We start from the raw sequence: 24,990 nt of genomic DNA, 5'->3' as shown, positions 1-24,990 counted from the left end.
ATAACGAATATAGACAGTGGAAATACTATTCATTGAAATCGCATCTGAGTTGACACTTAATGGAGACAAACTTTAGAATCGTTACAATAGAAAAATATATAGTGTATACATAACGTGCTATCAAGGATTTTATTAAACCGATAGAGAATTAATAGGTAAAGTGATTCTCTATCGGTTTATTTTTTCGTTAGGAGTGAAGTATATGGCTCGGAGAATAATGTTGAACGGTACGTCCTATTTTGGACAAGGCGCGATTCAGGAGATTGTGAACGAAATTAAGAATCGCCATTTCAAAAAAGCCCTCGTTACATCTACGCCAGATTTATTTGAATTTAAAGTGGCTACAAAGGTTACGGATTTGCTTGATGCGGCAGGTATTGCTTATGAAGTCTACGACGGTATCAAACCAAATCCTACCATCGAAAACGTAACGGCTGGTGTTGAGGCTTGTAAAGCGGCTGGCGCCGATGTTATCGTTGCTGTTGGTGGCGGTAGCCCGATCGATACAAGCAAGGCGATTGCTACTATTATTACGAACCCTGAGTTCGCCGATGTACGCAGCCTTGAAGGTTTAGCGCCTACTAAGAATCCGTGCTTGCCAATCATCGCTGTTACTACTACATCTGGTACGGCTGCAGAGGTTACTATCAACTACGTTATTACAGATGTTGAAAAGAACCGCAAATTCGTTTGCGTTGATCCTCATGACATCCCAATCGTTGCCATCGTGGATCCTGATATGTCCGCGTCTATGCCAACAGGCCTTTGCGCTGCCACAGGTATGGATGCCCTCGTACACGCCGTAGAAGGTTATATCACAAAAGGTGCGTGGGAGCTAACTGATATGCTCCATTTGAAAGCTATCGAAATCATTGGTCGTTCCTTGCGTAGCGCTGTGGCTGGCGATTATGCAGGCCGTGAAGCTATGTCTTTAGGTCAATACATCGCGGGTATGGGCTTCTCCAACGTAGGTCTCGGCATTGTTCACTCCATGGCTCATCCATTAAGTGCTGTGTACGATATCCCTCATGGTAAGGCTTGTGCGATGTTGTTAACAGCAGTATTGAAATTCAATGCCCCTGCTACAGGTGAAAAATATCGTGAAATTGCTCGCGTTATGGGCGTTCCGAATGTAGACGCTATGGATGAAGCAACCTATCGTCAAGCGGCTATCGACGTAATTCAGAAATTAGCTGATGACGTAGGTATTCCTAAATCTCTTAGCGAAGCAGGCGTAAAACGGGAAGACATTCCATTCCTCGCTGAATCTGCTTTCAACGATGCATGTACACCTGGTAACCCACGGGATGCCTCTTTAGAAGAAATAATCGGCATCTATGAATCCATATTCTAATTAGCGTCTTTACATATTTCAAATGCCTCCGAATGTGTAAAGAAAATACATTTACACACTTGCTTAACAAAACTAGCCATCTCTTTTTAGAGGTGGCTAGCTTTGTGTTTAAAGCGCTATCTATTGTTTTGTGATTCGGACCTTTGATCTCGTGTTCCGTAAGAAAGCTATTTTTATACGTAATCCTTTCTTGAAAATGGTGGTTTACATAAGTATACTAAGGATATGAATGCATAGTTCGTGTAGACCTATGTCGGCAGAGGAACGGTTGGTTTTTGTCACTGCTAAGGAGGATGTTATGAAATTATGGAAATTTAATAAGCGTAGTTCTACCTTGGCAGATATGTCCATGAATCGAGTGCTCTTAACGGAGCTCATTGCAAAGGGTGCTCTTGTTGGAGTGATTGCAGGTTTTTTTGGGGCATCATACCGCTATTTGATACTTGAATCAGAGCATATCAGGTGGCATTTGATGGATGATATTACTATGGAATGGGCCATAGGTTGGCTTGTGGTGATGGTCATTTTTGCGTTTATTGTAGATCGATTGCTCGCATGGGCCCCATTGTCTGGTGGTTCTGGTATCCCGCAAATTGAAGGGGAGATGTTAGGTCTCTTTGATATGAAGCCCTATCGGACACTAGTATCTAAAATGATTGGTGGCGTACTGACCGGCTTTGCAGGATTTTCCGTAGGTCGTGAAGGGCCAGCCGTACAGATTGGCGGCTCTGCTGGGAAGATTGTGTCCTACTGGATGAATTCGGGACTACGAGAACAGCGTATTTTGACATCCGCAGGTGCTGGGGCAGGCTTAACAGCTGCCTTTAGCGCGCCCGTATCGGGGGCGATGTTCGTCTTTGAAGAGGTGCACAAAAGTTTTTATCCGTATCTTGTTGTGCCAACCTTTGTGGCGACCTTGATTTCTAACTATATTACGGTTAGTATATTTGGACTTACACCAGCGTTAGGCTTTACGGTGACCTCAGGGGTTCCTATTGAATATTTTCCAATATTGCTCATGGTTGGTGTTATCATGGGTCTTTGTGGCGTTTTCTTTTGCCGTATGATTTTCGCCTTCAAGAAATTTTTTGATTGGCTCAAATGTTCTCGGTTCTTGAAATTATCCCTTACCTTTGTGGCAGTGGCAGCCATTGGCTTTGATTCGCAGCTCCTCTTGGGTGGGGGCAATGACCTTGTGGGTCAGCTTGCCTTTCAATCTCATGGCGTATTGCTCTTAGGTGGCATCGTATTAGGCAAGATTTTACTTACCACCTTCTGCTATGGCAGTGGTGCTCAAGGGGGCATATTTTTGCCCATGCTCGTGATTGGTGCTGCAACAGGTGCTTTTTGTGAAAGCTTACTTTCAACCTTAGGACTTATTTCTCCTGATTTTGTACCACAGTTCGTTATCTGTGCCATGGGAGGGATGTTGGCCGCAGCTATGCGTACTCCCATCTTGGCGATTTTGCTCGTCCTTGAAATGACGAATAGTTTCTCTAATATTTATGCTATCGGTACCGTTACGCTCGTGGCCTATCTTGTGGCGGAGCTTTTAAAAGAACCGCCGATTTACGATTCCTTGTTGCAAGCCATGAGTGGTCAAAACAATCTAGAATCGGTGCAAACCTTCTTTCAAACGAAGGTGCCTGTGGTGGCAAACTATACGGATGTACAGTTACAAGACTTGGCATTACCAGATGGTACATTGATCGTAAGTATTCGCCGTAATGGTACCTACATTGTGCCATTAGGCGATGTAAAACTCGAACCAGGGGATGAATTACAAGTCTCTTGTGAGCGTGGCCGATTAAAAGCCGCGAAGGCGTATTTTCAATCTAATTAGGAGTGTTAGTAGATGACACGGGATTATCCTTTGTATATATGGAAAAACAATAATTCAAACGGCATGGGAGGTCTTAATGTGCTTGATAATATAGTGATATTTTATATATTCTTTACCATAGTTGGCTTTTTAGCAGCTATGATTGGCACCATCATCGGTGCCGGTGGGGGCCTTGTGTTTGTGCCTCTCTTTATGTACTGGTTCCCAGAGTGGTCTCCATCTATGGTCGTAGGAACATCGCTTTTTTCTGTTATGTGTAACGCCATTTCTGGATCTATAGCTTATCTTAAGCAAAAAAAGGTATACATTAACGCTGCTATCATCTTTAGTCTTGCTACCTTTCCGGGGGCTATTTTAGGTGCCCAAATGTCTGGATGGTTCTCTGGTAAAGGCTTTATGTTTGCCTTTGGATGCTTTATGCTGTGTGCATCCGTATTGATTGGTTTTAAAAATTTTAGAAAAGGGGAAAGAAAGGAAGAAAGCCTTACTCTTGAGCAGTTGAGCTATAGTAAATCTATCGGTATTAGTATTAGCTTTTTTGTTGGCTTTATTTCGAGTATCTTTGGTATCGGTGGTGGCCTCATCCATGTGCCGGCTTTGATTTATCTCATGGGCTTTCCTACCCATATGGCAACGGCTACAAGTCAATCTATTCTCGCCGTATCAACAACGGTGGGGGTTATTACACATTTAATTGAAAGCCATATCATTTTTAGTATTGCTATCCCTACTAGTATTGGCGCTATCTTTGGTGCTCAAGTAGGTGCTCGTATTGCAAAACGTCTCAAAGCAAAAGCTATCCTCGCCCTCATGAGCATAGTTGTCTTTGCATTGGCGGTACGCCTCATTCTTAAATCTGGTATTTTGGGATAATATGGTTTTATAATTAATCTATCTTTAATAAGCATAATTTAGTAAAGCTCTCTAATGGTGATTCGTAAGCGTTTATCATTAGAGAGCTTTCTGTATTTTCAGCATTTTATAAAAGGGTATGACTAAAAGTCATAGAGAACTATAAATGAGAATGAAAAATTTAAAATATATAAATCATACTATTTTTATGCATAATGTTGGTAATGTATTTACTATAGAATTATAGGTAGTACGAATCGTTGTTTAGAGAGGTTTTAGCATATAATTACTGACTATATCTATACATGCTTAATAAATAAGGATTCTTGATTGTATATGAGGAAAAATGGGTACATGATAATGCTAATGAGATGTACTTTCAACTGAGGGAATAAAAGGGTAATGCATATCGATTTTTATTAGAAGAGATATAAATTATGCATAATTATAGTGAGGAGAATGAGAACGGCGTATACTAAAAGTAATAGATTCCTTAAGAAAGGATAGGAGGAAATAGAAGTGAGTACACTTATTAGAGATTATGAACGTTTTGCCAAAGAGGCAAATGAGATTTGTAAAGGTCGCGTATACACCGATCATTTACGTCGTTATGCATATGGCGTTGATGCGTCTTGCTATAGCTATTTACCAAAGGTAGTTGTTAAAGCTGAAGATGAACGAGAAGTAAGACGGCTTATTCGTTTGTGTCAACAATGTGGGACACCATTTACATTCCGTGCGGCCGGCTCCTCCTTGTCTGGTCAATGCTCCAGTGAAGATGTGCTCATCGTATGTAATGATGGCTTCAAGAAAATGGAAGTTATTGATGATGGAAAAGCCTTGAAATGTGAATGCGGTGTTATCGGTTCCGATGCGAATGATTTATTGAAACCGTACAATCGTAAAATTGGTCCAGATCCTGCAACGCTTGCCACAGCATTAGTAGGTGGTATCTTGAATAATAACTCCTCTGGTATGTGCTGTGGTACGGCGCAAAACTCGTATAAAACAATTCGATCCATTCGCGTTGTGTTATTAGATGGCTCCATCCTTGATACGTCTGACCAAAAGAGTATTGATCAATTCCTTAAAGAAAAACCTCAAATGGTAGAGGATATCTTACAATTGCGTAAGGATATTTTAGCCGATGAAGAATTGACACACTTGATTCACCATAAGTACAAAATCAAAAATACCACGGGTTACGGCTTGAACTCCCTTGTTGATTTTGAAGATATTATCGATATCATCAACCACTTGTTCATCGGTTCTGAAGGTACATTGGGCTTCGTGTCCGAAGTTGTATATAACACGGTTGAAGACGTGCCTCATAAAGGCTGTGGACTCATGTTCTTTAGTACATTGAATGATGCATCCCTAGCGGTTGTAGCTTTGGCTAATATGGGCCGTGAAAAGGTTATTGCTGCGGAAATGATGGACTATCAGTCCTTGCGCGCTGTTCAAGCCTTAGATAATGTGCCTGACTTCGTTCGTGAAGTGCCTGAAGGCACGAGTGCCATCTTGTTCCAAACTGAAAGCTACACGAAAGAAACGGTTGATCAAAACTTGGCTTTCATTAAAGACAAGTTGAAAGATATCCCAACAGCCCTCCCAAGTCTTTACTCTCAAGACCCTGTAGAATACGATTCTTGGTGGGCTATCCGTAAAGGCATCTTGCCAATCGTTGGTGGTCAACGTAGAAAAGGCACCACTGTTATTACAGAGGACGTGTGCTTCCAAATCGAAGATTTCACTAAGGGTATCGAAATGATTACCGAATTGTTCCACAAATACGATTTTGTAGACGGTGGTGTAATCTTTGGTCATGCTTTGTCTGGTAATGTTCACTTTAACATCACACCTGACTTCAGTGACCCTAAAGATACTAAGAATTTTGCTGATTTGGTAGAAGAAATGTCCGAACGCGTATCTGGTTTCGGTGGTTCTTTGAAAGCCGAACATGGTACAGGTCGCATGGTGGCACCATTTGTTGAAATGGAATGGGGCCGCAAAGCGTACGAAATCAATCGTCGCATCAAAGCCATCTTTGACCCTGAACGCATCTTGAATCCTGATGTTATCATCACAGATGATCCAGATGTGTATAAGAAAAATCTTAAAGCTCAATGCGTTATCGATGATGCTTTTACAATCTGTATGGAATGTGGTTTCTGTGAAAAACATTGTCCAAGCCGCAATTTAACATTGACTCCTCGTCAACGTATTGCATTGTTGCGTGAAACAAAACGCCTTGAAAACGAAGGCAATTTCACATTGGCTGCGGAACTTAAAAAAGGCTATGAATACTTTGGTGTAGATACTTGTGCTGCGTGCTCCATGTGTAAAGGTCTTTGCCCTCTCAGCATCGATACTGCTCAAATTGCATTATCCATGCGTCGCATCGATCCACCTGTACCGGAATTAGCTAAGAAGATTTACGATAATTTCCCTACTACACTTCAAATGGCTCGTGCCGGAGTAAGTCTCGAAGGTATTGCAGGTTCTATCGTTACACAAAAAGCGATTTCCAAGATTACAGAAGGCTTACATGGTGTAACAGGTATTACTCCGTACATTCCTAAGACTACACCTAAGGCCAATCGTTACAGATTGAGAAGCCGTATTAAACCGACTAATTTTGAAAAGGTTGTATACTTTAGTACTTGTGCGAACCGCGCCTTCAAACCTAATCAAGGTTACGACGATGAACGCAGCTTGCAACAAGTAGTGGAAAGCCTTTGCAACAAGGCCCATATCGATATTATCTACCCTCAACATATCGAAAACCTCTGCTGTGGCTTGAGTTTTGAAAACTATGATGACGTTCATGAGCGTGCTGTTAAGGACTTACACGATGCATTGATGCAAGCATCTCAAAACGGTAGATATCCAATCGTGATCGATCATAGTGCATGTTTCAACCATGCTTTCAAACACATGCCAGACTTAGAAATCAACGATATTTCTGAATTCTTGTGTAAATACGTTGTGCCTCATCTCGATATTGAAAAATGTGATGAACGGGTCATCGTACACAAACAATGTAAGATTAAATCCTTGAATAAATCTCAATATATTGAAGATTTGGCTCGTCTATGCACAGACCATGTATTTAACATTAAATCTTTTGCATGCGATGGCTTTGCTGGTCAAAAAGGCTTCTTCACACCAGAACTCAATAAATGTGCTACCAAAGACCTCGCTAGTGAAATCGCTGAATACGGCGCAACATTAGGCGTAAGCTCCAGCTCTACCTGTGAAATCGGTCTTGGCGAAAGCGGTGGCATCCCATTCGTTGGTGTTGCATTCCTACTAGACCGTTGCTCTAAGGCTAAGAAATAAGTCTTGTATATCTATTGCTATTTACTTAACGTTGCTAGTAGTTTATGTTAAAGTAACTGGTAGTTTATATTAATGTTGCTTTAATATTGCTCGCAAATTATGTTAAAACTAGTAATAGTTTTTTAGGGGTTTTATGAGATTTATTGCTAATTCTTTATTTTTCTAAGAAATGTGGTATACTAAACGTAGGTAGTAGAGTGTATGAAATTACCTGCAATATAACCAAAAAAAAGGACGAGTGGCAGCTCGTCCTTTTTCTTGCTTATTTTTTGTTTTTATTGTTAAGCCAGTAGCTGTAGGTAGTTACAACTAAGGCAACAATAATAGGGGCAAGCAAGGTGCCCCAGAGTGCATAAAACAGCTCCTGCAATATACCACCTCCTTTCGGGAGGTATTTTATATTATATCATCATGCTAAGGAGTCTTGTATATAATTAATGATCGGAGAATTCTTAATGAAGAAATTTGTGCTTTTCTTTCTTTTAATAATAGCTCTTACGGGATGTGGATTGAATCAAAATACGAATAGTAATAAAACAGAATCAAATGCAACTAGTTCTGCTACTGCAACTGGTTCCTCTACATCTGCTGCGGGAAACAGCCAAGCGACTACCAAGCAAGATGACCATCTAATTACAGCAAAGCAAGCCTTATCTGCTGGTGAGTATTCGAAAGCCATAGAGGAAGCCACTGCGTCTATTAAACAAGATGCTAACAACGGAGACGCCTATTCTGTACGCGGCTTTGCAACAGCATTAAATGGTGATGCGGCTAAAGGGTTGACAGATACTAAAAAGGCTTATGATTTAGATCCTAGCAATGTGGCTAATTACTATAACATGGCCATGGTCTATAAATTGCAAGGTCAGTTAAATGATTCTAAACAATGGTTTGAAAAGGTATTGGAAAAGGACCCTAGTAACACTTGGTCTGTGTATGGTATTGCTACCATTTATGCAGACCAAGGGGATGATACTAAGGCCCTTGATTGGCTAGAAAAGGCTATAAAAATTGATCCTTCTGTAAAAACTGTTGCAGCCGAACAAGATCATTTTGAACGCTTTCACAATAATAGGCGATTTAAAACATTGGTAGAATTATAGATATGGATGTGAAACAGATGATTCGCCTTATTATAAAGGTGATAGGATTTATATATTGGCTTATTTTTCTATACCTTGGTGGTCTAATGGTCGTAGACTGGTCAGGGTTTATGTCTCAACATAATATAGAAATATCCCTATTCCTTACATATTTGGTGTTTATAGGTTGTTTTGTAACGCCGTATATTATGCTGTACTGGAAGAAGCTAAATCCTAATGTGAAAGCTCCATTTTTGCTGAGCAATTGATGATTTAAATTACATTGTTTTCTCTACTAATGCTTCTTGTAAAAGTTGAGAAAAGTTAATTCCTTTAGCTAATGCTCTATCGTTTAGCCAGGCAGGAATCGTTAGAGTTTTCTTTACGGATTTACTGTTTTTAGCTAAATCAATATCTGTTTGAACTAATGTAGGATATGCTGTTTCGGTACATGGTAAGCTGCGAATAGATGTGGGGGTAGGTAGAGTTTGTCCATCTTCTAAAGCGCCTAATATATAGAGTTCCATAGCCTCTTGTGCATTGGTTATTAATTCTGTTAGTGTTGAGCCGGTGCTACTAGTGTATTCGAGATCTGGAAATTCGGCCCAGAAACCAACGGCATCATCATGGATTATAGCAGGGTATATAAATTTCATAGGTCCTCCTTATTTTAGTCCCGCACGTTTCAAAATGGCATTTAATAAAACGATAGGTACATCTTTTCCATGCACGGCAATAACTTCAACTTGATCATCCTTTTTTAAACGATGATGACTACCTCGTTGCCGTACATCCTTCCAGCCATTTTGCAGTAATAATTTAAGTAAATTCTTATCCTTCATATTCTCTCCTTTTATAGTAACACGTGTATACGTATAAAACAATTATTAGGAGTTATACATTCTTATTTATAGTCTAACAGTATATAAAGGAAAATAGGGGTGACCAATGGTCACCCCTGATTCTATTAGTCACTTGACAAAATTGATACATGACCTTTATATATTAATCCTATTCATAAAAATCATATTAGTATATAATTAATATGTATAAATTAGGTTGTGTATTGATGAAAGGAGAGGATTCATCATGAAACCATTCGGTAAAAGGGTAGCAATGGCTGTGTTGTGTGCGGCGACATTGACATCCCCATTTTTTTTGAGTGGTTGTAGTATGTCAGAACTATGGCAGGGTACTGAACAGAGCCGCAAGGAAATTGCGCAACGGTCTGAGCAAGATCAGGTGCAGTTATTTAATCAATATGTGAAAGCTGTAAGTCGATACAATCGCATGGCTGTAATGTTTGATTATGCGAATACGCCAACTCTTAATGAGTTAAAAGCTGGGCAGCATTTAACTGTATTTAATGCACCGAACTTTAAGCAACTACAAAAAGAATTAGAAGAGGCTAAGCAAGTCGGTATTCCGTATGATGAAATGAAGGAGCCTTTAGATAAGTTGCTTTCAAAATTGAATGAAATTACACCGGTGGCGGAAGAGCTCGATGCATACTATAAATCTAAAGGGTATACCACAGATAACTATGCTAAGGAGCAACAGTTAGGCCCTAAATATGTTCAATTGTATGAACAATTTGTTCCTATTTATGCTGATTTTGATAATGTTATGCATAAAATTAATACGGACCGCTTGCAACAACGGTTACAACAATTGCGTGATGCAGGCAAGAAAAATGCAGCTGCAGCACAAGAGGTTCATTTGCGACTTACTGCGGTCCTAGAAAAGATCGATAGTGAAAAACAATTAGATGTAAATGCTATCAATCAAGAGTTGCAAGCTATTGGTGATGTATCAAATGGTATTACTAGTCCTAAGTATGATTCTGTTAAAACCTCTGTAAACTCTACAATTGGGGCAATCCGTACCTATATGGGTTCAAAACAAGATAATGACTATAATCGTATGATTGAGGCCTATAACCATTACATTTCTAATCTGAATACGACTAATATGAATGAGTTAGATTAACATGAGTTAGATTAATACGTCTATATAAAAGAAAGCTGTATCAAATGAGAATGTCATTTGATACAGCTTTTTAGTTGATTAGTAGATGTATTACTTTTTAAGGCTAATGCGCGTTGTAATTTGGCTTGATAAGGAGAATAATACTAAGGCTATCCAGATACAACTGAAGGCAATCATCTGCGGTGTGCCAAAGCTTTCACCAAAGTAAAAGATGGCTAGCAACAAGGCAATGGTAGGGGATACATATTGCAAGAAGCCTAGTAGATTGAGCGGTAATAGCTGTGCACCATAGGAGAATAGCACTAATGGGACAGATGTAGTTAGACCGCAGGCTATGAGCAACATGGTTGTATACCAGTCTGTGCCGAAATAGGACCACACTGTATTATCGACCATGGTCGTATATAGTAAGGCTAGCGGTGTTAATAGCCAGGCCTCAAAGGCGATGCTCGTAAAGGGAGAGATGAGCAGTTTCTTTTTTACAGCCCCATAGAGACCGAAGGAAACGGCGAGGATCATCGATACTAATGGCAAGGATCCTACCTGATAGGTGAGTAAGGCGATGCCGATGGTAGCGATAAGGACACTCAGCTTTTTTGGTATCGATAGAACCTCTTTAAATAGGATGACACCTAATACTACATTGAAGAGTGGGTTGATGTAATAGCCAAGGCTCGTGTTCATAACTTGATTATTGGCGATGGCCCAAATGTAGGTGAACCAGTTTACACTGATGATGACTGCCGCAACTAAAAGTAGGAATAATTGTGAACGTTGTTCTTTTAGTAATTGAAAGTCCTTTTTGAATTGTTTAAAGTGTAGGCCAAATACAACGATAGCCATGCAAACACCTGACCAGATAATGCGCTGTGCCAGTATATTATACGGTGAAACATGGTTTAATAATGCCCAATATAGAGGGAGTAAGCCCCAAATTATATAACAACTAAGGGCTGTGATTAACCCTTTTTTACTTGTATGTTCCATAATGCCTCCTCGTGATAGTACTTATTATATCACTAATACTCAAGTCATGCGTTTTAGTTATTGCATATGATTTTCAGTTATAACTTTGATTTTGGCACTTATGATTAAATGTTATGTTCATTGACTTTGTGCATATTGTTACACTATATTGGACTTAGAACAACGAATATAGAGAATAGGTGTCGCAAGACTTAATAGAGAAATCGGTATAAGCCGATGCGGTCCCGCCACTGTAAGGATGAGCCTGCTTTCATACATGTCACTGGAGTAATCTGGGAAGGCGAAAGCGAGGTGATGATCCCGAGCCAGGAGAACTGCCTATTTGATAATCACCGTTATGTACCTACGAGCGATAGGAAGGGGATTGGGGTATGCTGGCTACAGTATTTTTTAGTGTACCTTTCAATAAGAAACCTTACGTGTCACTTTAGGTGGCACGTTTTTTATTGCCCTTAGAGTGGATGTTGAGTATAGGAATCAGGTTTTATAGATATTAAACAGATGGACACATTTTGAGGTTGATGTGGTCCAATAAGATAAAGCTCGAGTGATTCATATATCTAACAATTCGCAGGTACGGTGCGCTGTTTCTCGGTATGGTTTCGAGTTGAAAAGGAGGCACATATATGTCTGACAAAAAGACTTCAAAGGATGCTGAACGCGATTTATTAGCACCTGTATCTTTTGATGAGTTTAAGAAACCTACGTATGAACAATGGCAGGCCGAGGTTGAAAAAGCGTTAAAAGGTGGCGACTTCCATAAGAAGATGTTCACTAAAACCTATGAGGGAATTACGTTACAACCAATTTACACGCCTGCATTGCATGGAGAAAAAATTCCAAAGGGTGTATACCCTGGAGCAGGTGAGTTCCTACGTGGCACAAAGGCAAGTGGTTATATTAAAGACTCTTGGGGCGTATCCCAATATGTAGACGAATCCTTTCCTAAGGATGCTAACCATGCAAGTTTATACGAAATTGTAAAAGGTGGCACTATTCACAATATTCGCCTTGATGAAGCAACACGCCATGATCAAGATGTGCAAGTAGGCGCAGCTGTTGGTATCGGCGGTACATCTCTGTCTACTATGGATGATTGTAGCCAATTGATTGAGCGTTTTAATTTGAAGGAAAACCCTTTATACATTGAAACAGGTGCTTCTGCAGCTATCTTGCTCGGTATGTTAGCTGCTACGGTGAAAGGCTCTAAAAAACAAACCTCTGACTTAAAAGGTCTCGTTGGTGCAGACCCTATTGGTGTTTGGGCTAAAGATGGTACATTGCATATGTCTTTAGATACAGCCTTTGATGAAATGGCACATACTGTTGTATGGGCTAAAGAACAAGCTCCAGAGCTTAAAACTGTACTCGTATCTGGCGATGTATACGCTAATGGTGGCGCTAATGATGTGCAAGAGGTTGCGTATGCATTGGCAACAGCAGTTTGTTATGTTCGTCAATTAGCACAACGTAACATCGATATTCACACTATTGCTAACAGCATGATGTTTACATTCTCCTTGGGTGCAAACTTCTTCATGGAAATTGCTAAATTACGTGCATTACGTGTGCTTTGGGCGCGCATTATGGAGGCCTTCGGTGCAGAAGAAGCTGACCGTGCCGTTCATGTACACGGCAGAACATCGGCTTTCACAAAAACTGTATACGACCCATATGTAAACTTGTTGCGCAATACAACACAAGCATTCTCTGGCGTTGTAGGCGGTTTGAATAGCCTTGAAGTATCCCCATTCGACCAACCAATTCGCAAAGCTGACGATTTCTCTCGTCGTATTGCCCGTAATATTCAAGTTATGTTGCAAACTGAATTCGAGTTGCGTCAACCAGTGGACCCTGTAGGTGGTTCTTGGTATGTGGAAACATTAGCTGCTGAATTATGCGAAAAAATTTGGGCTGAATTCCAAACTATTGAGGCTAAAGGTGGTATCATAGCAGCTTTGAAAGAAGGCTATCCACAAGCTCAAGTTAAAGCAGTTCTTGATGAACGCTTCAAAAACCTTGCATTCCGCAAAGATGTGGCTGTAGGTAACAACATGTATGCGAACATGACTGAAGAATTGCTTGATCCAAAACCAGAAAATCAAGAAACATTGCGTCAAAAACGGGTTGCTCAAATCGAAGAGTACTTGGCGAGTGCGGAGCCAGATGCTGTTGTGAAAGCACAGGCTACCCTAGAAGCAGGTACGACAGAGCCAGGCGCTTTGATTGGCCTTATTGAACTCGGTGCATTACAAAAATTAACAATACGTCAAATCCGGAAGGCTTTAGATGCTGGCGATATTGCTTCCGAAACGATTGAATCTATTGCAGCTCATCGCTGGACTGAACAGTTTGAAGCACTTCGCATGCGCACTGAGAATTATAAACAACGTACGAAAGATAATGTGAAGGTATTCTTGGCTAACATGGGCCCAATCCCTCAACATAAACCTCGTGCGGACTTCTCCACAGGCTTCTTCGAAGTAGGGGCTTTTGAAGTTATCAAAAATGATGGCCATGAAACAACGGCTGATGCGGCGAAAGCTGCTCGTGAAAGTGGTGCTGATGTAGTTGTTATCTGTTCTACAGATGATACCTATCCAGAATTGGTACCACCACTCGCTAAGGAATTGAAAGAAACTATGCCGCATGTAACGGTTATTTTAGCAGGGGCACCTCCTAAGGACTTAGAACCTGTATACCGTGAAGCTGGCGTGGACGACTTCATTTCTGTTCGTGCAAATTGTTACGAAATCTTGAATACGTTACAAGATAAGAAAGGGATGTGAGCTCATGTTTAAAAATCCAGACTTCTCCTCTCTTGGCTTGGGATCTCAGACAGCAACATCTCGCGATGCATGGCTTGCTGAACTTCAAAAAGAAACAGGAAAAAGCTTTGAAGATTTATATAATACAACAATGGAGCAAATCCAACTAAAGCCTCTCTATACAGAGATGGATTATGAAGGAATGACACACCTTGACTATATGGCAGGTGTACCTCCATTCTTGCGTGGACCTTATTCCACAATGTATGTTACTCGTCCTTGGACAGTACGTCAGTACGCTGGTTTCTCCACAGCGGAAGAATCCAATGCGTTCTATCGTCGTAACTTGGCAGCGGGCCAAAAAGGCTTGTCTATCGCCTTTGACCTTGCTACTCACCGTGGTTATGACTCTGATCATCCTCGTGTAGTAGGTGACGTTGGTAAAGCGGGTGTTGCGGTAGATTCCATCCTCGACATGGAAATTCTATTCTCCGGTATCCCTCTTGATCAAATGTCCGTATCCATGACAATGAACGGCGCCGTATTGCCAGTAATGGCGTTCTACATCTTGGCTGGTGAAGAACAAGGCGTAGATAAAAAGGTTATGGCTGGTACAATCCAAAATGATATCTTGAAAGAGTTCATGGTACGTAATACCTATATTTACCCTCCAGCTACATCTATGCGTATTATCGGTGATATCTTTGCGTATACATCCCAGTATATGCCTAAGTTCAACAGTATCTCCATTTCTGGTTACCATATGCAAGAAGCGGGCGCTACTGCGGATATTGAATTAGGTTACACATTGGCCGATGGTCTCGAATATATCCGTACCGGTGTTAATGCAGGTCTTCATGTTGACCAGTTCGCACCACGGTTGTCCTTCTTCTGGGCAATCGGTAAAAACTACTTCATGGAAGTGGCAAAAATGCGTGCAGCTCGTATGTTGTGGGCTAAGATTATCAATAGCTTCGGCTCTGAAAATCCTAAATCCATGGCACTTCGTACACATAGCCAAACATCTGGTTGGTCTCTTACAGAACAAGATCCGTTCAACAACGTGGCTCGTACATGTATGGAAGCGATGGGTGCTGCGTTAGGTCATACGCAATCTCTACATACAAATGCGCTTGATGAAGCCATTGCGTTGCCTACGGACTTCTCTGCACGTATTGCGCGTAATACTCAGCTTTACATCCAGGATGAAACTAAGGTATGTAAGGTTATCGACCCATGGGGCGGTTCCTACTATGTAGAAGCGTTGACAGATGAATTGATTCGTCGCGCTTGGGGTCATATTCAAGAAATCGAATCCCTTGGCGGTATGGCGAAAGCTATCGATACAGGGCTTCCTAAGATGCGTATCGAAGAAGCTGCCGCACGTCGCCAAGCTCGTATCGACTCTGGTCGTGAAGCAATTATTGGTATCAATAAATATCGTCTAGATAAAGAAGATCCATTGGATATCCTCGACGTAGATAACACAGCTGTACGGGAAGCGCAAATTCGTCGTCTCGAACAATTGCGTGCTAACCGGGATGAAGAAAAGGTTCAATCCTGTCTTGAAGCGATCACAAAGGCTACAGAATCGGGTGAAGGCAACTTACTTGCTCTTGCACTTGAAGCGGCTCGTGCTCGTGCATCCTTGGGTGAAATTTCCTTTGCTGTTGAAAAGGTATGCGGTCGTCATAAAGCGGTTATTCGCTCTATTTCCGGTGTATACTCCAGCGAATTTGAAGATGACGATGTAATCAAAGAAGTACGCCAAATGGCGGATAACTTTGAAGAACTCGAAGGTCGTCGTCCTCGTATCATGATTGCGAAGATGGGCCAAGACGGTCATGACCGTGGTGCCAAAGTTATCGCGACATCCTTCGCGGACATGGGCTTTGACGTGGATATCGGACCTTTGTTCCAAACTCCAGAAGAAACAGCACAAGATGCGGTGGATAATGACGTTCATATTGTCGGATTTAGTTCTCTTGCGGCGGGGCATAAGACATTATTGCCTCAACTTGTAGAGGAACTCAACAAGCGGGGCCGCGGAGATATTTTAGTTGCCATCGGCGGCGTAATCCCTGCTCAGGACTATGAATTCCTACGCGAACATGGCGCAGTGGCTATCTTTGGCCCTGGTACAGTTTTGCCAGTAGCGGCGAAAAAATTACTAGAAACATTGACTAGTCACGTTCAAGACGAGTCTCATGACTGATAACAAACGGCCTACTCCGGATGAATTGCGCAATACACAGGATGCAACTTTCACCACTGGTGAAGGCAAAGCCCCTGAATTAGGTGTAAAAAACGCAAGCACCGAGGGTAGTACCTATCGTCCCGACTGGGTGCCAGAAGAAGCGAAGAAAGATGATACTTACGCGTGTCACGTAATGAAAGGCGTCAAGGAAATGCATGACGGCCTCTTATCTAGTTCAGCTCATCTGGCTCCAGCGGTACGTCCCGTACAGCGGCGAAAGAAATTGACTGTCGCTGATTATGTACGCGGTATCGAGCAGGGGGACCGCGTTATACTTTCACGGGCTATCACATTAGTAGAAAGTAATAATAAGGACCATTTCAAACTAGCTCAACAGGTGTTGCAAGCCGTATTGCCTCGCACGGGCAAGGCATTGCGCATCGGTATTACTGGTGTGCCTGGGGCTGGTAAAAGTACGTTTATTGAAGCCTTCGGTAACATGCTCATTGAAGCGGGTTACAAGGTTGCCGTACTGGCTGTAGACCCTACGAGCCAAGTCACAAAAGGCAGTATCTTGGGTGATAAAACGCGGATGGAAACGTTGACGAAACACCCAGAGGCTTATATTCGTCCATCGCCAGCTGGTGGTACACTAGGCGGTGTGGCTCGTAAAAGTAGAGAAACTATGCTACTTTGTGAGGCTGCTGGGTACGATATTATTCTCGTTGAAACCGTTGGGGTTGGGCAAAGCGAAGTTACCGTGCGTTCCATGGTAGACTTCTTTATGCTCATCGTTTTAACGGGGGCAGGCGATGAATTGCAAGGCATCAAAAAAGGCGTTATGGAACTTGCTGATGCTATTGTGGTCAACAAGGCTGATGGAGATAATCTCAAACGAGCACTCATTGCTCGTAGTGATTACGATCGGATGTTACATTATATCCGTCCAGCTACGGAAAAATGGAAGACTCAAGCCTATACATGTTCAGCTGTTACAAAGGATGGCCTCGATGAATTGTGGGATGTTATCCAAGAGTTTACTGAACAAGGCAAAGAAAATGGGGTCTTCTTAAAACGTCGTCAAGAACAATCCCTCCGTTGGGTACGCGATATGATTGACGAACACTTGCACAACCTATTCTTTAACAATGTAGTCATTCAAGGTCGCATGGGCGAAGTCGAAGCCGCTGTCTTAGACGGTGAAATGAGCGAATCTCAAGCCGTTGAAGAACTTATTGGCGTTTTCGATAAGTCTTTACAATAAGTAGATCGGTAAATACATATTGTATTATTAAATATAATCGTATTGCTAAATATATATTAGATAAGCCGGCATAACTTATCTTAATACGCACTCCACTAGCAATCGTATGCATTTCGATATAACTACAGATGTATTTGTAAAAGGCATAGTATCAATGTTCACTGTTGGATTTGGACCAATAGTAGTTGCATACTATGCCTTTTTCTATGTCATAATAACTAATTGCGACTAATTATTTGCTATTAATTGTCTAATAAAAGATGATTAATATATAAGTTCATCTTTTTAAAATGCAAAAATCAGTGTATAATTAAGTTATATTATTTATTAATCGTTTAATGTTACGAGAGGGGCATTCAAATGAACAAAAAATTATTATTACCTGTAGGTGTAGTCGTTCTAATTATTGGTATTGCGATTCTATTATTAAATCCAGATCCAGGGGCGGCTAATTTGGAAATTGCGAGAAATGCTACAAATGCTCAAGCGGCAGCAAAGGCGATTTCTGAGAATAACCAATCTTACACATTGTGGTATTCTATTGGTATGTTCTGTAGCGGTTTAGGCATTGCACTGTCAGTAGGTGGCTTCATTGTAGGCTTTATTAAAAAAGACTAATCTATTTAGGAACGTATCAAAGGCTGTACTAGAATGTATATCATTTCTAGTGCAGCCTTTTTGTATTTTAATTTTAGGGTTATAGGACAAAACGTGTTGGTTTTGCCCTATAACCCTAATTTTATCCTGTGGACTTTAGCTAGCTTATGTCTATCTAGCGAATTAGTCTATATTTATCTTGCAAGTCATCCTATATCTATTTATGTTGTGGTTTTACGCTCTATATCTGTTTTCGGTGGGATAAAACGTGGTATAATTAACTCGGATAGAGCCTAAAAGTATGTGGCTTTTGGAGGTTAGTATGAGTAGTATAGCGCATTTATTTGTAGCTGGTGGATTTGTTATGTATCCGCTGGTGATTTTTTTACTGTTTACCTTGATGATTGGCATTGAACGTATCTTTCTATATCGCAAGTTTACAAAGGATTTGCGCCGTTTTAATAAGGTCTTAGAGAAGAATCAATCTTGGATTATGTTACCAAGTGTTTTGGAACGGGATACAGAGGAACTTGGTTCTTTATTTGCCCGTGCTATCCGCAATGCAAAGAATTATAATGGCTTGGAAAACCGCCTTCAAGATGTAGTGTCGTACGCTGATGAACGTTTAAAACGCGGCCTTAGTTGGCTCAGCATGATTGTAACAATGGCTCCGTTATTGGGGTTGCTAGGGACGGTCCTCGGTATGATTCGTGCGTTTGCTGTGGTAGGTGGCGACATTGGGGCTCCGACCATTATTACAGGTGGTGTTTCTGAAGCCTTAGTGGCAACGGCTACAGGTTTGACCGTGGCCATTATTGCCCTTGGCTTTCACAGTTACTGTGCGGCAAAGGTCAATGATTCTGTGGCGACATTAGAACATGAGTGCGGCAACATTCTTGATGCGTACAACGAGGAACATGATATATGAGACGACGCACGTTAGGGGTTAAAAAAGAGCCTACCATCATGATTATTCCCATGATTGATATCGTATTCTTTTTATTAGTATTTTTCATGGTAGGCACGCTGTACATGAATACAGAGCAACAAATTCCGCTTAATTTACCATCTGCATCGACGTCTACAGCGAAATCTATCGAACCTATCACCATTACCTTGACCACAACGCACACGCTGTATATCGATAATCAGGAAATCTCTTCGGATCGCTTGGCGCAAGAGGTCAAATCTATCGTTACACAAGCACCTCAACAAGCCTTTGTGATTCGTGCTTCAAAAGATGTATATTATAACGATGTTATCGAGCTTTTGGACATGCTCAAGGTGAACGGTGCTAAATATATTAGCGTCGCTACGGAACGGAAGTGATTCCATGTTTGAATCACATTATCTGAAACCTTTTATTATATCTTTAGGCATTACCATCATGCTTATCTCTGGCATGGGGCTTTCCTTGCGTGGTATCGTTGGAACCGGTGTGGCTTATGATGCCGCAGAGGTTAGCTTTCATCTGCCTGAGGATAGTGAAAGTGATGCGAAAACTACCGCTATTGAGCCTATACCTAAGGATAAGCCACCGGTTGAACCTCCGACTCCAGAAGGGCCTGCGCCTAAGGCAGATCCTCTTGTAACGGAAAATACAGGTGATGAAAGTGCTCACAATTTAAATGCCAATAAGACTACATCTAATGCTCGTCGTGAATGGGCCGTTCCCAAGGCCATAGAATCGGAAACGACTAATAATGAACAAGCTGTAGTTACGGGTGGAAATGATTCCAAAGACGGGAAATCCTCTAAGCCTGACAATGCTCCTATAGGTAAGGATATAACATCTGATCCGAATGCGAATGGAAACGGCTTTGCCGAAGCTAGTGATTTATCCTTCCTATCTGATCTTGCGTGGGGGCTCCTAACACCAGGGCAACAAGCGCTTTTACAAAAGTCGGATATCAACCCCCAAGAATATTTACGAACTGTACAAGAACAGGGGAAGGGGTCAATTGTAACAGGTAAGGTTGTAGTGCGCGTTAACTTTGACGTTAATGGACATGTCATCGTAGGAGAACATACACCGCTCATCGCAGAGGATGTACCGCAACCAGTCAAAGAGGAAGCAATGCGCATCGTTAAAAGCAGTGGTTCTATTATCAATCGAAGAGGGGAACCTGTATATCTAGCAGTTCCTGTTGTATTAGGACAATAAAGAGGCATATCTTACATACATTAGTATGGGATATGCCTCTTTGTTATGGTTGTAAAAAATGATTGTATTGATTGATACTATGTATTACTATGAAATACTTGTTCTATCTGAGTCATGTTGAGTTATATTTCAAGGATTAATTATATGTATTGTATTAATTTTGATTGGTAAGTATTGTTTTCGTGGAGTTGAAGACGGCTAGATATACGATGGCGCCGCCGATGAATAATGTGACTTGCATAGGAGTGCTGAATTGATCAGCTCGCCACAATGCAAAAGCATAGAAGAACATGGTAATCAACATGATGAGAAATGCGATGATAACGCGTACATTTGTGTTTACTGCTAAGGATGTAGTAATACGCGATTTATTCGTCATTACGTAAATTAAAGATACTACGATGTCTGCCGTAAAGATGGAGAAGATAAAGTTATAATCAAACTCGCCAAAAAGGACTACCGCCAAGCCGATAAAGCTGAGCCCAAAGAATAGACGTAATAGAATACCTATAGTATTAGATTCGTTGCGCTGTGCGCGGCGTTCCTTACGATTTAAAGTTGCCATGAAAGCCTCCCCCATAGTAGAAATGTTTGTTACTATTAGTATAAAGCTCGTGTATAGATTGAGCAATTATTCGCAGTACATTTAGTCTGTATGTTTATTATATATCACAATGTATAGCTATGATATATTATAAATTAATTTATTACTATATAACTATATGAGAAATCAAAGTGAGAGATTATGATTCAAGTTATTCTTACCTATATTGTTAATGTTATTATTGTATTTGTATTTTTTCCTATTTTAGAATCTGTAGTTCAATATGTGTATCCGTTTTCATGGGACTGGCTTATAAAACCGCTACATTTAGTGGATAAGCTCGATGTATATATTATTATATCCTTTGCGTTGCCTATTATTGTGGCCATCGGATTATTTTTGCCACCTTTTAGTTGGATTGTCCATGTATTGCAAGGTGAAAGAAAACCAAATGCAGAAGAATCTGAATATATTGAACCGCTGTTTGAGGAATTATGTGCATTTAGCGGTGTAGCACGTAACTCACTGATATTGCGCATGCGTACAGATGAGGAAATTAATGCCTTTGCATCTGGATTAAATCACATTACGATTTATATAGGAGCCTTGTATTCGTTAGATAAACGGCATTTATTAGGTGTTCTTGCCCATGAATTAGGCCATTTACGGCATCGTGATACTATCTATTTAACCATTACCTATGCTATGGATCGACTAGGGCAATTAATTTTAAATCTTGTAATATATCTAAATTTTGCTTTAAATATACTGGCTATTATACCAATTGTTAATATCGTAGTACGTATTATTCAATTAATTCTTATCGTTATGATTGCAATCGTGAAATATGTACTTCTATTACCGAAGTGGATTACCTATTATTTTGATAGCCGTCGTCGAGAGTATGCTGCTGATGCCTATGCCGTTTCGATTGGTTTGGGGCGGGAGCTGCGTGATGGTCTAGTTTCATTAGGACTTGCTACTGAACAAATTGGTATTCTAGAGAATGGTGAATTATATGATTGTGAAAGTACAGGATTTTTCAGTCGCTTGTTTATTACTCATCCAAAAATGATTAAGCGAATACAACGTATCAATGAAGGGATAGAGGTATATAATCTCAAGCAAAGTCTTAAAGAAAATCGTTAAAGTGATAATTAATTTAATAAATACGAACAATAAGTAAAATTAATATAATTATCATTCGGAAAATTTAGTTCCGTTCGTTGAATGGAGCTTTCACATATGGTACAATAATCCTATAAATCTAGCTTTTATCATGCAAAGGAGACATCATGATACCACGTTATACACGAGAAGAAATGGGCCATATTTGGAGCGAACGCAACGAATTCGACACAATGTTATTGGTGGAGACCCTCGCCTCTGAGGCACAAGCTGAGTTGGGCGTCATTCCTAAAGAAGCGGCGAAAACAATTCGGGAAAAGGGCAATTTCGACGTTGAGCGCATTCATGAGATCGAAAAGGAAACGAATCATGATATCATTTCCTTCGTAACAGCAGTGGGCGAATACGTAGGTCCTGAAGCGGCTAAATACATCCATCTTGGTCTTACCTCTACAGATGTGAAAGATACGGCGCTTGGGTATATGATGAAACAAGCCTGTGATATCTTAATTGATGATTTAAAGCGTTTGCACGAAGTATTGCGTCGTCGTGCAGCTGAGTTCAAATACACACCTATGATTGGCCGTACCCACGGTATCCACGGCGAACCAACTACATTCGGCTTGAAATTGGCGTTGTGGATGGCAGAGGTAGAACGTGATATTGAACGCATGGAACATGCGCGTAAAAGCGTTGCCGTTGGTAAATTGTCTGGCGCTGTTGGTACATACTCCAATATCGATCCATTCGTAGAACAATATGTGTGTGAAAAATTAGGTCTTGAACCTGTTAAAATTGCTACACAAGTGGTGCAACGTGACCGTCACGCTGAATTGTTGTCCACTATTGCTGTTGTAGGCGGCACATTGGATAAAATCGCTTTAGAAATCCGTCACTTACAACGTACAGAGGTGCGCGAAGCAGAAGAATATTTTAGCCCTAAACAAAAGGGTTCCTCTGCGATGCCTCATAAACGCAACCCTATCACATGTGAAAGAATTTGCGGTATGGCTCGCTTACTTCGTGGCTATGCACAATCTGCTTACGAAGATCAAGCATTGTGGCATGAACGCGATATTTCTCATAGCTCTGTAGAACGAGTTATCTTGCCGGATGCGACAATCTCGTTAAATTATATGTTGCACCTAACAATCCGAACCATTGATAAATTGTTGGTATACCCTGAAACTATGCTTAAAAATCTTAACCTTACAGGGGGCCTCGTATTTAGCCAAACAATTTTGACACACCTTGTAGACAAAGGTGCGGTACGTGACGAAGCATATCGTTGGGTTCAAAAACATGCTATGGAACGCTGGCTTGAAGGCAAAGATTTCGCAACAGGTTTAAAAGCTGATGAAAACATTAAGAAGTACATGACTGATGAGGAAATCGATGCATGCTTTGATCCGTATAAATTGCTAAGACATGTAGATACAATCATGGCTCGCTTTGGCCTATAATTGTAGGGTACTTCCCACATAACATATGAAAGACTAGGGTAGGTATAGACCAGTAAGCCTATGGTACATGCATTAGGTGTTGGCTATATCTACCTTTTTGGTTTTGAAAGCAATATGCCATTTTAGATAGAAGTATATTATTTTAACAGATAATTATAAATTAGTTTTCTAGCAGGCTTTTATATACTCGTCTTACATTAGGAAACCATCTATTTGTTTTAGGAGGTTATATGAAACGTATTATACGGAAGTACGGACCGCCTATTTTTCACTGTATTAATGACTTTGGTCAAGGTTCGCTGGCGGCCCTCATACCGTTTTTTATCGCTAACTTTGGCCTTAATTATTATCAATCGGCTTCCATCATTTTCTGTAATACCGTGGTGGCTTCCGTGGCACAGCCCGTATTGGGCTATGTGGCAGATCGGTGGCGCGTACCCTGGTTTATTCCCGTTGGGTTTACGGTGACTCTTGTGTCGATTAGCGCTATGGCATTGGCTACGAGTTACGAAATGATTCTTGCTTTGTCGCTCTTGGCCGGGGTAGGTGCTGCGTTATTCCATCCTGAGGCAGCTCTACTGGTAAATCGTACGCAATCTCATGAAATCGGTAACGCCATGGGGCGCTTTGCAGTCGGTGGTAGCGCTGGCTTTGCACTTGGACCTCTCCTCGCTGGGGGTGTATATGTCTTTGGGGGACAATTCCTTTGGGTATTTACGATTATCGCGCTACTCGGCGTATTGCTATATCTCTATGCCTTTATGGGCGAGGGTGAAGCTGATACCGATGATACTGATATTGCTGATTCTGCTGATACTGGTAACCGTGAAAGCCGTGCTAAGGTTCTTAGTGCGGGTACAAATGATTGGGTGAGCTTCGGTAAGTTATTTTTTGTGATTGCTTCTCGATCTATACTCTTCTCTGTATTGGCTATCTTTATTCCTATTTTGTATATTACCGTTATTAAAGGTGAAGCCAGTGCATCTAGTTTGGCCCTTACTGCGTACTTTGCGATGGGTGCCGTTCTTACCTATATGGGCGGGGCCTTATCTGACCGTCTGGGATTTCTTAAAACTGTGCGCTTAGGTAATCTGATTTTCTTGCCTTCTGTTTTAGTATTTATCTTTGTGCCTAACATCTGTGGCTTTTTCGGTGCCATGATTCCAATGGCCTTTGGTGTATTCTCACAATACGGACCAATTACGGTACTAGGTCAAAAATACCTTGCAAAAAATGCAGGCTTTGCATCAGGTATTACGCTAGGTCTTGGTATTACCTTAGGTGGCCTTGTGGCACCTTATGTAGGACATCTAGCAGATATCTATGACGTACAAACGGCATTGATGACCTTGATACCGGTAGGTGTTATAGGCTTATTGATGAGTTTTTGGTTAAAAGAACCAAAATAGCCCATGC

Annotated in this window: 21 protein-coding genes and 1 riboswitch; of the genes, 16 read left to right on the top strand and 5 right to left on the bottom strand. The window is 41.0% G+C overall.

Annotation, left to right across the window (positions count from 1 at the left end; all coding sequences use genetic code 11):
- Window positions 1-202: 202 nt before the first annotated feature.
- The 4 genes from fucO to AAAT26_RS07525 all read left to right on the top strand — a co-directional run bounded on the left by fucO (window position 203) and on the right by AAAT26_RS07525 (window position 7,391).
- The gene (fucO, locus tag AAAT26_RS07540; protein WP_004694531.1) at window positions 203-1,354 is read left to right on the top strand and encodes a lactaldehyde reductase; all 1,152 of its coding nucleotides are present in this window, start codon (window positions 203-205) and stop codon (window positions 1,352-1,354) included.
- Between the two features lie 298 nt (window positions 1,355-1,652).
- Window positions 1,653-3,197: a ClC family H(+)/Cl(-) exchange transporter gene (locus AAAT26_RS07535; RefSeq protein WP_349209051.1), complete on the top strand. Its 1,545-nt coding sequence runs from the start codon at window positions 1,653-1,655 to the stop codon at window positions 3,195-3,197.
- A gap of 78 nt (window positions 3,198-3,275) precedes the next feature.
- Window positions 3,276-4,070: a sulfite exporter TauE/SafE family protein gene (locus AAAT26_RS07530; RefSeq protein WP_349209074.1), complete on the top strand. Its 795-nt coding sequence runs from the start codon at window positions 3,276-3,278 to the stop codon at window positions 4,068-4,070.
- Between the two features lie 498 nt (window positions 4,071-4,568).
- Complete coding sequence (locus AAAT26_RS07525; protein ID WP_349209050.1) at window positions 4,569-7,391, top strand: FAD-binding and (Fe-S)-binding domain-containing protein; 2,823 nt, start codon at window positions 4,569-4,571, stop codon at window positions 7,389-7,391.
- Between the two features lie 262 nt (window positions 7,392-7,653).
- On the opposite strand, the gene AAAT26_RS07520 is transcribed toward AAAT26_RS07525, so the two are convergent.
- Complete coding sequence (locus AAAT26_RS07520) at window positions 7,654-7,728, bottom strand: type I toxin-antitoxin system Fst family toxin (RefSeq protein ID WP_229039624.1); 75 nt, start codon at window positions 7,726-7,728, stop codon at window positions 7,654-7,656.
- A 118-nt stretch (window positions 7,729-7,846) separates the two neighbouring features.
- Here AAAT26_RS07520 and AAAT26_RS07515 point away from each other — a divergent pair, with 118 nt between their 5' ends.
- Window positions 7,847-8,494, top strand: a complete 648-nt coding sequence (locus AAAT26_RS07515) for a tetratricopeptide repeat protein (RefSeq protein WP_349209049.1) — start codon at window positions 7,847-7,849, stop codon at window positions 8,492-8,494.
- Between the two features lie 257 nt (window positions 8,495-8,751).
- Here AAAT26_RS07515 and AAAT26_RS07510 read toward each other — a convergent pair whose 3' ends face one another.
- Entirely contained in the window at window positions 8,752-9,129 is a 378-nt protein-coding gene (locus AAAT26_RS07510; protein ID WP_287531314.1) for a type II toxin-antitoxin system HicB family antitoxin, read from the bottom strand.
- A 9-nt stretch (window positions 9,130-9,138) separates the two neighbouring features.
- Window positions 9,139-9,315 carry a type II toxin-antitoxin system HicA family toxin gene (locus AAAT26_RS07505; protein WP_287531313.1) on the bottom strand — a complete coding sequence of 59 codons (177 nt, stop codon included), beginning with the start codon at window positions 9,313-9,315 and terminating at the stop codon, window positions 9,139-9,141.
- Between the two features lie 247 nt (window positions 9,316-9,562).
- Between AAAT26_RS07505 and AAAT26_RS07500 the strand changes: the two genes are divergently transcribed.
- On the top strand, window positions 9,563-10,462 hold the full coding sequence (locus AAAT26_RS07500; protein WP_287531311.1) for a DUF3829 domain-containing protein: 900 nt from the start codon (window positions 9,563-9,565) through the stop codon (window positions 10,460-10,462).
- 90 nt (window positions 10,463-10,552) lie between these two features.
- Here AAAT26_RS07500 and rarD read toward each other — a convergent pair whose 3' ends face one another.
- Entirely contained in the window at window positions 10,553-11,449 is an 897-nt protein-coding gene (gene rarD / locus AAAT26_RS07495; RefSeq protein WP_278467430.1) for an EamA family transporter RarD, read from the bottom strand.
- A 160-nt stretch (window positions 11,450-11,609) separates the two neighbouring features.
- Window positions 11,610-11,785: riboswitch (cobalamin riboswitch) on the top strand.
- Between the two features lie 290 nt (window positions 11,786-12,075).
- On the opposite strand from rarD, the gene AAAT26_RS07490 reads away from it, so the two are divergent.
- From AAAT26_RS07490 to AAAT26_RS07460, 7 genes are all read left to right on the top strand, one after another.
- Window positions 12,076-14,238 (top strand): methylmalonyl-CoA mutase family protein, encoded by a 2,163-nt coding sequence (locus AAAT26_RS07490; protein ID WP_105087260.1) that lies wholly within the window; start codon window positions 12,076-12,078, stop codon window positions 14,236-14,238.
- 4 nt (window positions 14,239-14,242) lie between these two features.
- Window positions 14,243-16,432: a methylmalonyl-CoA mutase gene (gene scpA, locus AAAT26_RS07485; RefSeq protein ID WP_004694550.1), complete on the top strand. Its 2,190-nt coding sequence runs from the start codon at window positions 14,243-14,245 to the stop codon at window positions 16,430-16,432.
- Window positions 16,425-17,678, top strand: a complete 1,254-nt coding sequence (gene meaB, locus AAAT26_RS07480) for a methylmalonyl Co-A mutase-associated GTPase MeaB (protein WP_004694551.1) — start codon at window positions 16,425-16,427, stop codon at window positions 17,676-17,678. Before scpA ends, meaB begins: the two co-directional genes overlap by 8 nt.
- A 360-nt stretch (window positions 17,679-18,038) precedes the next feature.
- A complete protein-coding gene (locus AAAT26_RS07475; RefSeq protein ID WP_004698152.1) occupies window positions 18,039-18,296 on the top strand; it encodes a hypothetical protein in 258 nt (85 codons plus the stop codon).
- A gap of 301 nt (window positions 18,297-18,597) precedes the next feature.
- Window positions 18,598-19,203: a MotA/TolQ/ExbB proton channel family protein gene (locus AAAT26_RS07470; protein ID WP_038125655.1), complete on the top strand. Its 606-nt coding sequence runs from the start codon at window positions 18,598-18,600 to the stop codon at window positions 19,201-19,203.
- Complete coding sequence (locus tag AAAT26_RS07465) at window positions 19,200-19,604, top strand: ExbD/TolR family protein (RefSeq protein ID WP_004694558.1); 405 nt, start codon at window positions 19,200-19,202, stop codon at window positions 19,602-19,604. Before AAAT26_RS07470 ends, AAAT26_RS07465 begins: the two co-directional genes overlap by 4 nt.
- A 4-nt stretch (window positions 19,605-19,608) precedes the next feature.
- Window positions 19,609-20,439, top strand: a complete 831-nt coding sequence (locus tag AAAT26_RS07460; protein WP_058948289.1) for a hypothetical protein — start codon at window positions 19,609-19,611, stop codon at window positions 20,437-20,439.
- Window positions 20,440-20,593: 154 nt separating this feature from the next.
- Here AAAT26_RS07460 and AAAT26_RS07455 read toward each other — a convergent pair whose 3' ends face one another.
- Window positions 20,594-21,004: a hypothetical protein gene (locus AAAT26_RS07455; RefSeq protein ID WP_004698294.1), complete on the bottom strand. Its 411-nt coding sequence runs from the start codon at window positions 21,002-21,004 to the stop codon at window positions 20,594-20,596.
- A 180-nt stretch (window positions 21,005-21,184) separates the two neighbouring features.
- On the opposite strand from AAAT26_RS07455, the gene AAAT26_RS07450 reads away from it, so the two are divergent.
- The 3 genes from AAAT26_RS07450 (at window position 21,185) to AAAT26_RS07440 (ending at window position 24,983) form a co-directional block, all read left to right on the top strand.
- Entirely contained in the window at window positions 21,185-22,132 is a 948-nt protein-coding gene (locus AAAT26_RS07450; RefSeq protein WP_349209048.1) for a zinc metalloprotease HtpX, read from the top strand.
- Between the two features lie 146 nt (window positions 22,133-22,278).
- Complete coding sequence (gene purB, locus AAAT26_RS07445) at window positions 22,279-23,574, top strand: adenylosuccinate lyase (RefSeq protein WP_008714679.1); 1,296 nt, start codon at window positions 22,279-22,281, stop codon at window positions 23,572-23,574.
- 230 nt (window positions 23,575-23,804) lie between these two features.
- Entirely contained in the window at window positions 23,805-24,983 is a 1,179-nt protein-coding gene (locus AAAT26_RS07440; protein ID WP_174892402.1) for an MFS transporter, read from the top strand.
- Window positions 24,984-24,990: the final 7 nt, after the last annotated feature.

The sequence above is a fragment of the Veillonella parvula genome (assembly GCF_040094895.1).
Lineage (GTDB): Bacteria > Bacillota > Negativicutes > Veillonellales > Veillonellaceae > Veillonella > Veillonella parvula_L.
This window is presented reverse-complemented; position numbering and strand designations above follow the sequence as displayed.